Raw genomic sequence first — 15883 nt, 5'->3', positions numbered from 1 at the left:
GCACACCTTCTCTAACTGGAAAAACACAAAACCCCTGTGGGAGCTGGCTTGCCTGCGATGCAGACACCTCGGTGCATCAGGTATACCGAGGTGATGCTATCGCAGGCAAGCCAGCTCCCACATTGGACGGTGTACACCCTTGGCGCGATGTACAACCACATTGGCCGGGATCACGCCCTCACGGCGATGGCCCCGCCACGGATGCGCGACCAGACTGGAATCCTTCCACAGGAGAACCACCATGACCACCATCGCCGGCATCCAGATCCCCGACAGCGCCCTCGCCAAGGCCACCACCGAATACATCCGCGACGTCGAGTCCGACCTGCTCTACCACCACTCCCGTCGGGTATTCCTGTTCGGCGCGTTGAGCGGTGAGCGCAAGCAACTGGCCTACAACCCCGAGTTGCTCTACGTCGGCGCGATGTTCCACGACCTCGGCCTGGTCGCCGGGCATCGCAGTGACAACGAGCGTTTTGAAGTGGACGGCGCCAATGCGGCGGCGGCCTTCCTCAAGCCTTACGGGCTGAGCGATGACGATATCGAACAGGTGTGGCTGTCCATCGCCCTGCACACTACGCCGGGCGTGCCGCAGCATCTGCGCCCGACCGTGGCCTTGGTGACGGCGGGCGTCGAGATGGACGTGCTGGGCATGGACTACGCAGCGTTTTCCAGCGTGCAGCGCGAAGCGGTGGTGCATGCGCATCCACGGGGTGAAGGGTTCAAGGAGTGCATCATCTGCGCGTTTGCCGACGGCTTGCGCCATCGTCCGCAGACTACGTTTGGGAATGTGAAGACGGATGTATTGGTGGATCAGGAGCCTGGGTTCAGGCCGATGAATTTTGTGGAGGTGATTCGCAAATCGCCTTGGGCTGCCTAAAACACAACCTTATCAACACCAAAAAAACCCTGTGGGAGCTGGCTTGCCTGCGATAGCGGTCTATCAGTTACTGAATTTTTTACTGATACACCGCTATCGCAGGCAAGCCAGCTCCCACATTTTTATCCGGTTTCTTCAGGTAGACCTGATTAGACCGGCGCAGGCGCCCGGCGCTTGTCCGGCTGTTGCCAGCCATCTGCCGCCGCTTCTTCAATCGCTTGCTGGATCGCTTTCTTGCGCTTCTCTTCGGCACGACGGCTGAAGAACCACACCAGGAAGGTCACCAACGACACCGCCAACAGAATCAAGCTGGCCACGGCGTTGATCTCGGGCTTAACCCCCAGGCGCACCGCCGAGAATACTTCCATCGGCAAGGTGGTCGAACCCGGCCCCGACACGAAGCTGGCGAGTACCAGGTCATCGAGGGACAGCGCAAACGACATCATGCCGCCCGCCGCCAACGACGGCGCGATCATCGGGATGGTGATCAGGAAGAACACCTTCCACGGCCGCGCACCGAGGTCCATCGCCGCTTCTTCGATCGACAGGTCCAGCTCACGCAAACGCGCCGACACCACCACCGCCACATACGCCGCGCAGAACGTGGTGTGGGCGATCCAGATAGTGACGATGCCACGCTCTTGCGGCCAGCCGATCATCTGCGCCATCGCCACGAACAGCAGCAACAGCGACAGACCGGTGATCACTTCGGGCATCACCAACGGCGCCGTCACCAGGCCGCCGAACAGCGTGCGGCCCTTGAACTGGCTGATACGCGTCAGCACAAACGCCGCCAACGTACCCAGCGCCACCGCTGCCACCGCCGTGTAGCAGGCGATTTCCAGGGAGCGCATCACCGAGCCCATCAACTGGGTGTTGTCCAGCAGGCCCACGTACCACTTGATCGACCAACCGCCCCACACCGTCACCAGCTTGGATTCGTTGAACGAGTAGATCACCAGGATCAGCATCGGCAGGTAGATGAACACCAACCCCGCCACCAGCATGAAGCTTGAGAAACTGACGCGCTTCATATCTTGCCCTCCATCTCTTTGGCTTGGCTGCGGTTGAACAGGATGATCGGCACAATCAGGATCGCCAGCATCACCACCGCCAGGGCAGAGGCCACCGGCCAGTCACGGTTGTTGAAGAATTCTTGCCACAACACTTTACCGATCATCAGGGTTTCCGGGCCGCCCAGTAGTTCCGGGATCACGAACTCGCCCACCACCGGGATAAACACCAGCATGCAGCCGGCGATGATGCCGTTCTTGGACAGCGGCACGGTGATTTTCCAGAAGCTGTTGAAGGTGCTCGAACCCAGGTCGGAGGCGGCTTCCAGCAGGCTTTGATCGTGTTTCACCAGGTTGGCGTACAGCGGCAGGATCATGAACGGCAGGTACGAATAGACCACGCCGATATACACCGCGATGTTGGTGTTGAGGATCTGCAGCGGCTCGTTGATCAACCCCATGGACATCAGGAAACCGTTGAGCAAACCGTTGTTGCTGAGGATGCCCATCCACGCATACACGCGGATCAGGATCGCGGTCCAGGTCGGCATCATGATCAGCAGCACCAGCACGGTCTGCATCTCTTTGCGCGCCGTGGCAATGGCGTAGGCCATCGGGTAGCCGATCAGCAGGCACAACAGCGTGCTGAAGAACGCCATTTTCAGCGAGCCCAGGTAGGCCGCGATGTACAGCTCGTCGCCCGCCAGCAAGCTGTAGTTCGCCAGGTTCAGCACCACTTGCAGCTTCTGCTCAACGTAGGTGTAGATCTCGGTGTACGGCGGGATCGCTACGTCGGCTTCGGCAAAGCTGATTTTCAGGACGATGAAAAACGGCAAGGCGAAGAACAGGAACAGCCACAGGAAGGGAATCCCGATGACCACCTGCTTGCCGCTGGGGACGATGCGCTGCAAGCGCCGCTTGAGTTTTTTTGTGTTCATGAGCGCAGTACCACGCCGCTGTCGTCTTCCCACCACACGTACACCTGGTCGCCCCAGGTTGGGCGCTGGCCACGGCGTTCGGCGTTGGCGACAAAGGACTGCACCAGCTTGCCGCTCGGCAGCTCCACGTAGAACACCGAGTGGCCACCCAAGTAAGCAATGTCATGCACCTTGCCGCTGGACCAGTTGTGCTCGCAGGTCGGCATTTCGGTGGTGACCAGCAGCTTTTCCGGGCGGATGGCGTAGGTCACCGACTTGTCTTCCACCGCCGTGGCGATGCCGTAGCCCACGTAGATGTCGCGGTCCAGGTCCGGGCACTTGAGCACCGCGTGGCCTTCGGCGTCGTCCACCACCTGGGTGTCGAAGATGTTGACGTTGCCGATGAACTCGCACACCAGGCGGCTGGTTGGCGTCTCGTAGATGTCGATCGGGCTGCCGATCTGGGCGATCCAGCCCAGGTGCATGATCGCGATGCGCTCGGCCATGGTCATGGCCTCTTCCTGGTCGTGGGTCACCATCACGCAGGTCACGCCGACGCGTTCGATGATCTCCACCAGCTCCAGTTGCATCTGCGAGCGCAGCTTCTTGTCGAGGGCGCCCATCGGCTCATCGAGCAGCAGCAGTTTCGGGCGCTTGGCCAGGGAGCGGGCCAGGGCCACACGCTGACGCTGGCCGCCAGACAACTGGTGCGGCTTGCGCTTGGCGTACTGGCTCATCTGCACCAGCTTGAGCATCTCGGCCACGCGGGCATCGACCTCGGCCTTGGGGATCTTGTCCTGTTGCAGGCCGAAGGCGATGTTCTGCGCCACGGTCATGTGCGGGAACAAGGCGTAGGACTGGAACATCATGTTGATCGGCCGCTCGTAGGGCGGCATATCGGTGATGTCCACGCCGTCGAGGTAGATGCGGCCCTCGGTCGGGCGCTCAAAACCTGCGAGCATGCGCAGCAAAGTGGATTTGCCCGAACCCGAACCGCCGAGCAAGGCGAAGATCTCGCCTTTCTTGATTTCCAGGGACACATCGTCCACGGCAATCGTCTCGTCGAACTTCTTCGTGACCCGGTCGATTTTGACCAGCACCTTCTTAGGTGTCTGGTCGCCCTCGAGGGCTTTCTTATAGGCGCCGGAGGCAACTGCCATTTACGAAACTCCCAACAAAAATGTCTGTTCGCCCGAAGCAGGCGAACTTTGGATAGTTTGGGCTTTACTTGCCCGTCTTGACCTTGGTCCAGCTACGGGTCATTAAACGCTGCACTTTCGGGGGTAGCTCGAAGTTGACGAAAGTCCGGTCGAGAACCGCCTGCGGTGGGTAAACCGCTTCGTCGGTGCGTATCGATTGCTTCATCAGTTTGTCCGCCCCTGGATTAGGGTTGGCATAACCGACGTAATCACTGACCTGAGCGATCACCTCAGGTTGCAGCAAATAGTTGATGAAGGCGTGGGCTTGCTTGACGTTGGTGGCATCCTTGGGGATCGCCAGCACGTCAAACCACAGGTTGCCGCCTTCTTTCGGAATCGCGTAGGCGATGTTCACGCCCTTGCCCGCCTCGGCCGCGCGGGCCTTGGCCTGGAACACATCGCCGGAGAACCCGGCGGCCACGCAGATATTGCCGTTGGCCAGGTCGGAGATGTATTTCGAAGAATGGAAATAGGTCACGTAGGGCCGCACTTTCAGCAGCTTTTCTTCGGCCTTCTTGTAGTCGTCCGGGTTGGTGCTGTTTGGGTCCAGGCCCATGTAGTTGAGCACCGCCGGCAGCATTTCATCCGCCGAATCCATGAACGACACACCGCAGGTGGCCAGCTTCTTCATGTTCTCCGGCTCGAACAGCACGGCCCAGGAGTCGATCTTGTCGACGCCCAGCACTTCCTTCACTTTATCGACGTTGTAACCAATGCCATTGGTGCCCCACAGGTACGGCACGGCGTACTGGTTGCCCGGGTCGTTCTTTTCCAGGCGCTTGAGCAGTGCCGGGTCGAGGTTGGAGTAGTTGCTCAACTGCGCCTTGTCGATCTTCTGGAACGCGCCCGCCTTGATCTGCTTGCCCAGGAAGTGGTTGGACGGCACCACCACGTCATAACCGGTGCGCCCGGCCAGCAACTTGCCTTCCAGGGTTTCGTTGGAATCAAACACGTCATACACGGGCTTGATGCCGCTGGCCTTTTCAAAGTTGGCCAGGGTGTCGGTGCCGATGTAGTCCGACCAGTTATAAATATGCACCGTCGGTGCGGCCTGCACGCTCAACGTCAGCGTGATACCTGCACCCACCAGCATGGCTTGGCGAAATAAAGAAATTGGCAAGTGGAGGTCCTCTTAAATAGTTGGGCCTTGAAGTTGTTGCCCGGCAACAAAACCGGCGCGCAACTTACCCTCGATAAACCGATCCGGCAAAACTTTCTGTCATTTAATGTGTGGGAGCGGCTTTATGTGGGAGCGGGCTTGCTCGCGAAGGCGGTGTATCAGTTGATACATTCGCTGGCTGACACACCGTCTTCGCGAGCAAGCCCGCTCCCACACAACCTCGCTCCTACAGGTCCTACGGGTTATTTACCCGACTTGATCTTGGTCCAGCTGCGCGTCATGTCACGCTGAGTAGCGGCTGGCAAGTCAGCAATCGCGTAGAGCTTGGCTTGCACCTCTGCCGACGGATAGATGCCCGGGTCGCTGGTGATGTCTTTGTCGACCAGCGCGGTGGCTTTCTCGTTACCGTTCGGGAAACGCACGCTGTTGGTGATCGAAGCCATGACTTCCGGCTTGAGCAGGTAGTTCATGAACTTGTAGGCGGCGTCGACGTTTTCGGCATCTTTAGGGATGGCGACCATGTCGAAGAAGCTGCCAGCGCCTTCTTTCGGAATGTCGTAGGCCACCTTGACCTTGCCACCGGCTTCAGCCGCGCGGGACTTGGCCTGTTGGATGTCACCCGAGTAACCCACGGCGACGCAGATGTTGCCGTTGGCCAGATCGGAGATGTACTTGGACGAGTGGAAGTAGCCGATCGAAGGACGGATCTTGAGGAACAGGTCCTCGGCTTGCTTGAGGTCCGGCTTCTTCTGGCTGTCGGTCGGCAGACCGAGGTAATGCAGGGCGATTGGCAACATTTCGGTTGGCGAATCGAGGAAGCTCACGCCGCAGCTTTTCAGCTTGGCGATGTTCTCAGGCTTGAGCAGCACGTCCCACGAGTCGATCTTGTCCACGCCCAGCGCAGCCTTGACCTTCTCCGGGTTGTAGCCGATACCGATCGAACCCCACATGTACGGGAAGGCGTGCTTGTTGTCCGGATCGCTGACCGACACGGCTTTGAGCAGGGATTTGTTCAGGTTGTCGTAGTTGGACAGCTTGGACTTGTCCAGCTCCTGGTAGACACCGGCCTTGATCTGCTTGGCGAGGAAGTTGTTCGACGGCACGACGATGTCGTAGCCGGACTTGCCTGCCAGCAACTTGGCTTCCAGGGTTTCGTTGCTGTCAAAAACGTCGTACACCACTTTGATGCCCGACTCTTTTTCAAAGTTGGCAATGGTGTCCGGTGCAATGTAGTCGGACCAGTTATAGACGTGCAGCACTTTATCGTCGGCCTGGGCCGCGCCCGCCATTGCGCCCATCAGGGACAAGGCGAGGAGGGTCTTGCCAGCGTTCTTCAAACCTAATGCCTTCATTTGGTGATGCTCCAATTTTTCTTTTTTGGGCCACATTCTTACTAAGTTCTGCGGCCCGTCTAAAGGGCAACAAAACAGGGCGACAGTCTGGCAAGTTCAGGGGCCGGCTTTCAACCAAAGCCCCTACATTTATAACTGCCCGGAAGCAGCGCCTCCTGAGCCTAGCACTTAGCCCTGCAATGCCGCCAAAGTCAGGTCCAGGCACTGGCGAGCCTTGGTGACCAACTCGTCGATTTCCGCCTTGCTGATCACCAGCGGTGGCGAAATGATCATGGTGTCGCCGACGGCGCGCATGATCAGGCCATTTTCGAAGCAGAACGTGCGGCAGATCATGCCAGCGCCGCGGCCTTCGTAGCGCTTGCGCGTGGCCTTGTCCTGCACCAGCTCGATTGCGCCCAACATGCCCACACCGCGCACTTCACCCACCAACGGGTGATCCGCCAGTTCCCTCAGACGTTTCTGCAAATACGGTGCCGTTTCGTCGTGCACGCGCTTAACGATTTTTTCATCACGCATGATGCGGATGTTTTCCAGGGCCACCGCTGCGGCCACCGGGTGACCGGAATAAGTGAAGCCGTGGTTGAAATCGCCGCCTTCATTGAGCACGGCCACCACCTCATCGCGCACGATCAGGCCGCCCATGGGGATGTAGCCCGAGGTCAGGCCCTTGGCGATGGTCATCATGTCGGGCTTGAGGTCGTAGAAATCGCTACCGAACCACTCACCGGTACGGCCGAAACCGCAGATCACTTCGTCCGCCACAAACAGGATGTCGTACTTGGCGAGGATTTCCTTGATGCGCGGCCAGTAGGTGGCGGGCGGCACGATCACGCCACCGGCGCCCTGGATCGGCTCGGCAATAAAGGCACCGACGTTGTCCACGCCCAGCTCCAGAATTTTCTCTTCCAGCTGGTTGGCGGCCCACACGCCGAATTCTTCCGGGCTCATGTCGCCGCCTTCGCCAAACCAGTACGGCTGGGCGATGTGGCTGATGCCTGGGATCGGCAAGTCGCCTTGTTCATGCATATAAGTCATACCGCCCAGGCTGGCGCCGGCCACGGTGCTGCCGTGGTAGCCATTCTTGCGGCTGATGATGGTTTTCTTGTTCGGCTGGCCTTTGATCGCCCAGTAGTGGCGGACCATACGCAACATGGTGTCGTTGCCTTCGGAGCCGGAACCGGTGAAGAACACGTGGTTCATGCCGGCAGGCGCGATGTCGGAAATGGCCTTGGCCAATTCCAGCACCGGCGGGTGAGCGGTCTGGAAGAACAGGTTGTAGTACGGCAGTTCTTTCATTTGTTTGGCGGCGGCGTCAGCCAGTTCATCGCGACCGTAACCGATCGCCACGCACCACAGGCCGGCCATGCCGTCGAGGATCTTGTTGCCTTCGCTGTCCCACAGGTAAACGCCGTGGGCTTTGGTAATGATGCGCGGGCCTTTCTCTTTCAATTGCTTGAAGTCGCTGAACGGCGCCAGGTGGTGCTCACTGCTCAAGGCTTGCCATTCACGGGTTTGCGGGTTGTTGCTGGACATACCAATCTCCTAGACTTTTCAGTGAAGGGCGCGCCGTTCAAAGGGCGCGCCCGGCGCATCAGACGGCGAAGAGCAGGAATTCCCGCTCCCACGAACTGATCACGCGCTTGAAGTTTTCATGCTCGGCCCGCTTGACCGCGACGTAGCCTGTGATGAATTTCTGACCCAGGTATTTCTCAATGGTCTTGCTGTTTTCCATGCGCTCCAAGGCGTCTTCGATGGTCAACGGCAGGCGCAGGTTGCGTCGCTCGTAACCACGGCCGACTACCGGTGCGCTCGGGTTATGGCCTTCGACCATGCCGATGTAGCCGCACAACAAGCTGGCGGCAATCGCCAGGTACGGGTTGGCGTCGGCGCCCGGCAGGCGGTTTTCCACACGACGGTTCTGCGGGCCGGCATCCGGTACGCGCAGGCCGACGGTGCGGTTTTCTTCGCCCCATTCCACGTTGACCGGCGCCGAGGTGTCGGGCAGGAAGCGGCGGAACGAGTTCACGTTGGGGGCGAACAGCGGCAGCAATTCCGGGATGAATTTCTGCAGGCCGCCAATGTGGTTGAGGAACAGCTGGCTCATGGTCCCGTCTTCATTGGAGAAGACGTTCTTGCCGGTGGCGATGTCGATGATGCTCTGGTGCAGGTGCATCGCGCTGCCGGGCTCGCCGGTCATCGGCTTGGCCATGAAGGTGGCGGCCACGTTGTGCTTGAGTGCGGCTTCACGCATGGTGCGCTTGAACACCAGGATCTGGTCGGCCAGGGACAGTGCATCGCCGTGACGGAAGTTGATTTCCATCTGCGCGGTGCCGTCTTCGTGGATCAGGGTGTCGAGGTCCAGCTCCTGCAATTCGCACCAGTCGTAGACATCTTCGAACAACGGGTCGAACTCGTTCGCCGCTTCTATAGAGAAGGACTGGCGACCGGTCTCCGGGCGCCCGGAACGGCCGATCGGCGGTTGCAGCGGGAAATCCGGGTCTTCGCAGCGCTTGGTCAGGTAGAACTCCATCTCCGGCGCCACGATGGGCTGCCAGCCTCTGTCGGCGTAGAGCTGGAGGACTTTCTTGAGCACGTTGCGCGGCGACAGCTCGATGGGGTTGCCTTGCTTGTCGTAGGTGTCGTGGATCACCTGGGCGGTCGGCTCGATGGCCCACGGCACCAGGTACACCGCGTTCTGGTCGGGGCGGCAGATCATGTCGATGTCGGCCGGGTCGAGCAATTCGTAATAGATGTCGTCTTCGACATAGTCGCCGGTCACGGTCTGCAACAGAACGCTCTCGGGCAGGCGCATGCCTTTTTCGGCGATGAACTTGTTGGTCGGCGAGATCTTGCCCCGGGTGATGCCCGTGAGGTCGCCAATCATGCATTCGACTTCTGTGATCTTGTGGTCTTTCAACCAATCGGTGAGCTGGTCGAGGTTGTTACTCATAAATGCCTCTGGGCTGGGTTTCCTGACATCCATTAAAGGTCAGGCGTTGGTTGACGCAGCATCCGCGTCGCGTTGCATCGCCCGCTTTCGACAGGCGGTGCCAAATGCCTGGAAGATCGCGAGATAGTGCGGGTTAGAGCTTACCTGCCATTCGGGGTGCCATTGCACTCCTAAAGCAAAAGCCTTGCCCGCTGTAACAGAAAAAGCTTCGACCAAGCCATCCGGCGCGGTGGCTTCGACCTGCAAACCGGGCGCCAGGCGGTCAACGCCCTGGCTGTGGATCGAGTTGACCTGAATCGTCGGCGGCAAGCCCAGGCTGGCCAATACGCCATTCGGTGCGATCGCCACGGCGTGCGCCGGGCCGTACTGGACCGCCAGCGGCTGGGTGTCGTCTTCGCGGTGGTCCATCATGCCCGGCACTTCATGAACCTTCTGGTGCAGGCTGCCGCCAAAGGCCACGTTCATCTCCTGGAAACCCCGGCAGATGCCCAGCACCGGCACGCCCGCCGCAATCGCGGCACGCAGCAACGGCAGCGTGGTTTGGTCCCGTGCAGAATCATGAGCGGTCCCGGGCGCGCTGGCCGGACCGTCGTAGTGAAAGGGTTCGATATTGGAGGGGGAGCCGGTAAATAGAATGCCGTCCAGACCGTCAAGAATATTGGCCGGTTCGAGCAAATCCCCAAGGGACGGAATGATCAATGGCAAGCCCTTGGCAGCGGTGGCCACTGCACGGACGTATTTGTCGCCACTGATGTGATAAGCATGCAGACCGACCTGTTTGGAGCAGGCGGTGACGCCGATTAACGGCAGGCGAGACATGAAGCACCCCGGTATTATTGCTGTTATGGGTTTGAATCGAGCTTAGCCTTGTTCATTTTTTTACACAACACCCCCGTAAAAAATACAACACGGCCCGCTCAAGCCCGCGAGTCCTACTCGCTTCAAACCGATAAAACCGCCCCAAAACGCCGCAAAAAAGCCCTCGTGGCGCTTTTTTAGGGCAAAAAAGGCCTCGCTTGACTTCGGCATGCCGTTCGGGTTGACTGAAACCAGAAAAGATCAATGATTGATATTTTTAACAACAAAGGTGTTGCATCATGTCGGTACCCCCGCGTGCCGTTCAGCTTAACGAAGCGAACGCGTTCCTTAAGGATCATCCTGAGGTTCTGTACGTAGACCTTCTAATTGCGGATATGAATGGTGTGGTGCGCGGCAAGCGCATCGAACGCACCAGCCTCCACAAGGTTTACGAGAAGGGCATTAACCTGCCTGCCTCTTTATTTGCCCTGGATATCAACGGCTCGACGGTGGAAAGCACCGGCCTGGGTCTGGACATCGGTGATGCTGACCGAATCTGTTATCCGATCCCTGACACCCTGTGCAATGAACCCTGGCAAAAGCGCCCAACCGCGCAACTGCTGATGACCATGCACGAACTTGAAGGTGAACCTTTCTTCGCCGATCCGCGCGAAGTGCTCCGCCAAGTTGTAAGCAAATTTGACGACCTCGGTCTGACCATCTGCGCCGCCTTCGAGCTTGAGTTCTACCTGATCGACCAGGAGAACGTGAACGGCCGCCCACAACCGCCCCGCTCGCCGATCTCCGGCAAACGCCCGCACTCGACACAGGTCTACCTGATCGACGACCTCGACGAATATGTCGATTGCCTCCAGGACATCCTGGAAGGTGCCAAGGAGCAAGGCATCCCGGCCGACGCCATTGTCAAGGAAAGTGCGCCGGCGCAGTTCGAAGTGAACCTGCACCACGTCGCCGACCCGATCAAGGCCTGCGACTACGCGGTACTGCTCAAGCGCCTGATCAAGAACATCGCCTACGACCATGAGATGGACACCACCTTCATGGCCAAGCCTTACCCAGGCCAGGCAGGCAACGGTTTGCACGTACACATCTCCATTCTGGACAAGGACGGCAAGAACATCTTTGCCAGCGAGGATCCCGAGCAGAACGCCGCATTGCGCCACGCAATCGGCGGTGTGCTGGAGACCCTACCCGCCCAAATGGCGTTCCTGTGCCCCAACGTCAACTCCTACCGTCGTTTCGGCGCACAGTTCTACGTGCCGAACTCGCCGTGCTGGGGCCTGGACAACCGCACCGTGGCGATTCGCGTACCGACCGGCTCGTCCGACGCCGTACGTATCGAACACCGTGTCGCCGGCGCCGACGCCAACCCTTACCTGCTGATGGCTTCGGTCCTGGCAGGCGTGCACCACGGCCTGACCAACCAGATCGAGCCAGGCGCACCGGTGGAAGGCAACAGCTACGAGCAGAACGAACAAAGCCTGCCGAACAACCTGCGCGATGCATTGCGCGAGTTGGATGACAGCGAGGTGATGGCCAAGTACATCGATCCTAAGTACATCGATATCTTCGTCGCCTGTAAGGAAAGTGAGCTGGAAGAGTTTGAACACTCCATCTCCGACCTTGAGTACAACTGGTACCTGCATACCGTCTAAACGGTGGTTGCATTAAAAGAACGCCGCAGGCTTTTGGTCTGGGGCGTTTTTTTATGGGTTTCTTCAGGTAGACCGAGGTGACTTCATCGCAGGCAAGCCAGCTCCCACAGTTGACCGAGTTCCAACGTTGAAATGCAGTCCACTGTGGGAGCTGGCTTGCCTGCGATGGCGGCCTTGAAGACAACGCCCATTCCTGCTCATACAATGCCCCCTGCCTTGTAGGAGACATCCATGACCACCCGCCCCGCCGCCCCTCGCAAACCCCGCGCCCGCAGCCAGGCACGGATCGACGCGATCCTCGACGCCGCCCGCACCTTGCTGGCCGCCGAAGGCGTGGCCAGTTTGTCGATCTACAGCGTGGCCGAGCGCGCGCAGATTCCGCCGTCGTCGGTGTATCACTTTTTCGCCAGCGTGCCGGCGCTGTTGGAGGCGTTGACGGCGGATGTCCACGCCGCCTTCCGCGCGGCGATTCAGGCGCCCATCGACCATGCTTCACTCAAGCATTGGCGGGACCTGTCCTACATCGTTGAACAGCGCATGCTGACCATCTATGACCACGACGCCGCCGCACGCCAGTTGATCCTGGCGCAGCATGGGCTGACAGAAGTGACCCAGGCGGATCGTCAGCATGATCTGGAATTAGGCGACCTGATGCTGACCGTGTTCAACCGCCACTTTGACGTGCCGACACTGCCAAGCGATGTGGATGTGTTTGCGCTGGCGCTGGAGCTGAGCGACCGCGTGTATGCGCGCTCGGTGCATCAGCATGGGCTGATTACCCCGCGCATGGCGGAGGAAGGGATGCGGGTGTTTGATGCTTACGTGGGGCTGTATTTGCCGGCTTATCTGCCTAAGCGTTGAACCTGGGCTGGCCTCATCGCAGGCAAGCCAGCTCCCACATTTGACTGTATTCACACATCAAAATGTGGGAGCGGGCTTGCCCGCGATGACGGCCTCAAGTGCGCCGCCAATCACAACTTGGCAATCGACACCTCAGTGGATTTCACAAACGCAATCACCTCACTGCCAATCACCAGTTCCAGCTCTTTGACCGAGCGAGTGGTGATCACAGAAGTCACGATGCCAGACGCCGTCTGCACATCGATTTCCGACAGCACGTCGCCTTCGACGATTTCCTTGATGGTGCCTTTGAACTGGTTACGCACGTTGATCGCTTTAATAGTCATGTCGTTCTCTCTTCGTGGGACGCGTGAGTTATTGAGCCCAACGCAATTGCGTCGGCAGCGGTGAAACAGGTTCGGGTTCCGGTGGCGTGCCGGGCAGCGACAGCACACGGTTGAGCACTTCGGCTTCCAGCGCCGCCAGGCGGTACGAGCCACGGGCCCTTGGACGTGGCAGGTCAACCAGCAGGTCGAGGCCGATTTCGCCGTCTTCGATCAGGATCACCCGGTCGGCAATGGCCACGGCTTCGCTGACGTCGTGGGTCACCAGCAACACGGTGAAACCGTGCTTGAGCCACAGGTTTTCGATCAGTTGCTGCATCTCGATACGGGTCAAGGCATCCAGTGCGCCCAACGGTTCATCGAGCAACAGCAGGCGCGGCTGGTGAATCAAGGCGCGGGCCAGGGCCACACGCTGCTTCTGGCCACCGGACAAGGCCGCCGGCCATTCATCGGCACGCTCGGCCAGGCCGACGGCTTCCAGGGCTTCCAAGGCCTTCGGCCGCCAGTTGCCCTTGAGGCCCAGGCCGACGTTGTCGATGATTTTTTTCCACGGCAGCAGGCGCGCTTCCTGGAACATCAACCGCGTGTCTTCAAGCGCTTCGCTCAACGGCGCGGAGCCGGCCAGCAGCTCGCCGCCGCTGGCTTTGTCCAACCCGGCGAGCAGGCGCAGCAAGGTACTTTTGCCGCACCCGCTACGACCGACCACGGCCACGAACTGGCCCGCCGGAATATGCAGATCAATTTCTTTGAGCACTTCCCGCGCACCAAAGGCCTTGCGCAGTTTGCGCACCGCCAACGGGATGCCCTTGAGCAGGCGCGGAGGTTGTTGAGCGGTCATGCCGCACCTCCTTTATTCACTTGATACGCCGGATGCCAGCGCAGCCACACACGCTCCAGGCCGCGGGCGGCGAGGTCGGCGAGCTTGCCGAGGATGGCGTACATGACAATCGCCAGCACCACCACGTCGGTTTGCAGGAATTCCCGGGCGTTCATCGCCAGGTAACCGATACCGGAACTGGCCGAAATGGTTTCCGCCACGATCAGCGTCAGCCACATAAAGCCCAGGGCAAAGCGCACGCCCACCAGGATCGACGGCAGCGCACCCGGCAGGATCACCTGGCGGAACAGGCTGAAGCCAGACAAGCCGTAGCTGCGCGACATCTCCACCAACGCCGGGTCGACGTTGCGGATGCCGTGGTAGGTGTTGAGGTAGATCGGGAACAGCGTGCCCAGAGCGACGAGGAAAATCTTCGCCGTCTCATCAATGCCGAACCACAGGATCACCAGCGGAATCAGCGCCAGGTGCGGCACGTTGCGGATCATCTGCACCGAGCTGTCCAGCAGGCGCTCGCCCCACTTCGACAGGCCGGTGATAAAGCCCAGGGCCAGGCCGATGCTGCCACCGATCACAAAACCCAGGCCCGCGCGCCAGCCACTGATGGCCAGGTGCGTCCAGATCTCGCCGCTGGCCACCAAGTGGACGCCAGCGGCAATCACCGCACTCGGCGCCGGCAAAATGCGTGTGGACAACCAACCGGCAGACACCGACAACTGCCATATCGCCAGCAACAGAATCGGCAGCACCCAAGGCGCCACGCGATGGCTTAATTTTTCATAGTTCATGGGCTGCCTCAGCTCGCCGACGCAGCTTTGGGAAGGATGTCGTTGGCGACCATTTCGCCGAACGGGCTCACATACCCGGCGCCCTTGGGCAGCTCGGGACGTTCGATATCCAAGTGGGGGAACAGCAACTCGGCGACGCGATACGACTCTTCCAGGTGCGGATAACCGGAGAAGATAAAAGTGTCGATACCCAGCGCCGCGTATTCATTTACCCGCGCTGCTACGGTTGGGCCATCGCCCACCAGCGCCGTGCCGGCACCGCCACGCACCAGGCCGACGCCGGCCCACAGGTTGGGGCTGACTTCGAGGTTGTCGCGGCTGCCGCCGTGCAAGGCCGCCATACGCTGCTGGCCCACCGAGTCAAAGCGTGACAGCGAGGCCTGGGCACGGGCGATGGTGTCGTCGTCCACGTGGGAGATCAGTTTGTCGGCGGCTTGCCACGCCTCTTCGTTGGTTTCGCGCACGATCACATGCAAGCGGATACCGAAACGCAGGGTGCGTCCGAGGTTCTCGGCCTTGGCCCGTACCTGGGCGATTTTTTCTGCGACGGCCGCTGGCGGCTCGCCCCAGGTCAGCACCATTTCCACCTGTTCAGCCGCAAGATCCTGGGCCGCTTCGGAGGAGCCACCGAAGTACAGCGGCGGACGCGGTTGCTGGATCGGTGGATAGAGCAACTTGGCGCCTTTGACGCTGATGTGCTCGCCGTCGTAATCCACGGTTTCGCCTTCCAGCACGCGGCGCCAGATGCGGGTGAATTCCACCGAGGCCTGATAACGCTCTTCGTGGCTGAGGAACAAGCCATCGCCCGCCAGTTCTTCCGGGTCACCGCCGGTGACCAGGTTGAACAACGCACGCCCGCCAGACAGACGGTCGAGGGTCGCGGCCTGACGCGCGGCCACCGTCGGGGAAATGATCCCGGGGCGCAGGGCGACCAGGAATTTCAAGCGCTGGGTCACCGGGATCAGCGACGCAGCCACCAGCCACGAATCTTCGCAGGAACGTCCGGTGGGGATCAGCACCCCGCCGAAGCCCAGGCGATCAGCGGCCTGGGCCACTTGCTGCAAATAACCGTGATCAACGGCGCGAGCGCCTTCGGCGGTGCCAAGGTAATGGCCGTCGCCGTGGGTAGGCAGGAACCAGAAAATATTGAGGCTCATGGAGTTGTCTCCTG

At 60.0% G+C, this 15883-nt stretch carries 15 protein-coding genes; 3 read left to right on the top strand and 12 right to left on the bottom strand.

Going from position 1 to position 15883, the window contains the following annotated elements; translation table 11 throughout:
- Nucleotides 1-241 precede the first annotated feature (241 nt).
- Nucleotides 242-880, top strand: coding sequence for an HD domain-containing protein (locus J1G37_RS05200; protein ID WP_207040421.1), 639 nt, complete (start codon nucleotides 242-244; stop codon nucleotides 878-880).
- Nucleotides 881-1029: 149 nt separating this feature from the next.
- Here J1G37_RS05200 and J1G37_RS05195 read toward each other — a convergent pair whose 3' ends face one another.
- The 8 genes from J1G37_RS05195 to J1G37_RS05160 all read right to left on the bottom strand — a co-directional run bounded on the left by J1G37_RS05195 (nucleotide 1030) and on the right by J1G37_RS05160 (nucleotide 10250).
- On the bottom strand, nucleotides 1030-1914 hold the full coding sequence (locus J1G37_RS05195) for an ABC transporter permease subunit (RefSeq protein WP_124526823.1): 885 nt from the start codon (nucleotides 1912-1914) through the stop codon (nucleotides 1030-1032).
- A complete protein-coding gene (locus J1G37_RS05190; RefSeq protein ID WP_105697207.1) occupies nucleotides 1911-2831 on the bottom strand; it encodes an ABC transporter permease subunit in 921 nt (306 codons plus the stop codon). Before J1G37_RS05190 ends, J1G37_RS05195 begins: the two co-directional genes overlap by 4 nt.
- The gene (gene potA / locus J1G37_RS05185) at nucleotides 2828-3970 is read right to left on the bottom strand and encodes a polyamine ABC transporter ATP-binding protein (protein ID WP_003176776.1); all 1143 of its coding nucleotides are present in this window, start codon (nucleotides 3968-3970) and stop codon (nucleotides 2828-2830) included. Before potA ends, J1G37_RS05190 begins: the two co-directional genes overlap by 4 nt.
- Nucleotides 3971-4034: 64 nt before the next feature.
- The gene (locus J1G37_RS05180) at nucleotides 4035-5129 is read right to left on the bottom strand and encodes a polyamine ABC transporter substrate-binding protein (protein WP_207040420.1); all 1095 of its coding nucleotides are present in this window, start codon (nucleotides 5127-5129) and stop codon (nucleotides 4035-4037) included.
- Nucleotides 5130-5371: 242 nt separating this feature from the next.
- The gene (locus tag J1G37_RS05175; RefSeq protein ID WP_124527116.1) at nucleotides 5372-6466 is read right to left on the bottom strand and encodes a polyamine ABC transporter substrate-binding protein; all 1095 of its coding nucleotides are present in this window, start codon (nucleotides 6464-6466) and stop codon (nucleotides 5372-5374) included.
- A 183-nt stretch (nucleotides 6467-6649) separates the two neighbouring features.
- Nucleotides 6650-8014, bottom strand: coding sequence for an aspartate aminotransferase family protein (locus J1G37_RS05170; protein ID WP_207040419.1), 1365 nt, complete (start codon nucleotides 8012-8014; stop codon nucleotides 6650-6652).
- 58 nt (nucleotides 8015-8072) lie between these two features.
- Nucleotides 8073-9431 carry a glutamine synthetase family protein gene (locus J1G37_RS05165; protein WP_017739040.1) on the bottom strand — a complete coding sequence of 453 codons (1359 nt, stop codon included), beginning with the start codon at nucleotides 9429-9431 and terminating at the stop codon, nucleotides 8073-8075.
- Between the two features lie 39 nt (nucleotides 9432-9470).
- Entirely contained in the window at nucleotides 9471-10250 is a 780-nt protein-coding gene (locus tag J1G37_RS05160) for a gamma-glutamyl-gamma-aminobutyrate hydrolase family protein (protein ID WP_207040418.1), read from the bottom strand.
- A 278-nt stretch (nucleotides 10251-10528) separates the two neighbouring features.
- On the opposite strand from J1G37_RS05160, the gene J1G37_RS05155 reads away from it, so the two are divergent.
- Both J1G37_RS05155 and J1G37_RS05150 read left to right on the top strand, forming a co-directional pair.
- Nucleotides 10529-11905, top strand: coding sequence for a glutamine synthetase family protein (locus tag J1G37_RS05155; RefSeq protein ID WP_026137087.1), 1377 nt, complete (start codon nucleotides 10529-10531; stop codon nucleotides 11903-11905).
- Between the two features lie 231 nt (nucleotides 11906-12136).
- Entirely contained in the window at nucleotides 12137-12766 is a 630-nt protein-coding gene (locus tag J1G37_RS05150) for a TetR/AcrR family transcriptional regulator (protein WP_207040417.1), read from the top strand.
- A 110-nt stretch (nucleotides 12767-12876) separates the two neighbouring features.
- Here the strand turns inward: J1G37_RS05150 and J1G37_RS05145 are convergent, their stop codons facing one another.
- Genes J1G37_RS05145 through ssuD form a run of 4 tightly spaced genes read right to left on the bottom strand, consistent with a single transcriptional unit; the run spans nucleotide 12877 to nucleotide 15869 of the window.
- Nucleotides 12877-13092: a TOBE domain-containing protein gene (locus tag J1G37_RS05145; protein WP_003213899.1), complete on the bottom strand. Its 216-nt coding sequence runs from the start codon at nucleotides 13090-13092 to the stop codon at nucleotides 12877-12879.
- A 28-nt stretch (nucleotides 13093-13120) separates the two neighbouring features.
- On the bottom strand, nucleotides 13121-13927 hold the full coding sequence (ssuB, locus tag J1G37_RS05140) for an aliphatic sulfonates ABC transporter ATP-binding protein (RefSeq protein WP_124526827.1): 807 nt from the start codon (nucleotides 13925-13927) through the stop codon (nucleotides 13121-13123).
- Nucleotides 13924-14712: an aliphatic sulfonate ABC transporter permease SsuC gene (ssuC, locus tag J1G37_RS05135; protein ID WP_017739045.1), complete on the bottom strand. Its 789-nt coding sequence runs from the start codon at nucleotides 14710-14712 to the stop codon at nucleotides 13924-13926. The genes ssuB and ssuC overlap by 4 nt, the downstream gene beginning before the upstream one ends.
- Nucleotides 14713-14720: 8 nt before the next feature.
- A complete protein-coding gene (gene ssuD / locus J1G37_RS05130) occupies nucleotides 14721-15869 on the bottom strand; it encodes an FMNH2-dependent alkanesulfonate monooxygenase (RefSeq protein ID WP_017739046.1) in 1149 nt (382 codons plus the stop codon).
- Nucleotides 15870-15883: the final 14 nt, after the last annotated feature.

It is taken from the genome of Pseudomonas sp. Marseille-Q1929 (assembly GCF_017316265.1).
Classification (GTDB): domain Bacteria; phylum Pseudomonadota; class Gammaproteobacteria; order Pseudomonadales; family Pseudomonadaceae; genus Aquipseudomonas.
This window is presented reverse-complemented; position numbering and strand designations above follow the sequence as displayed.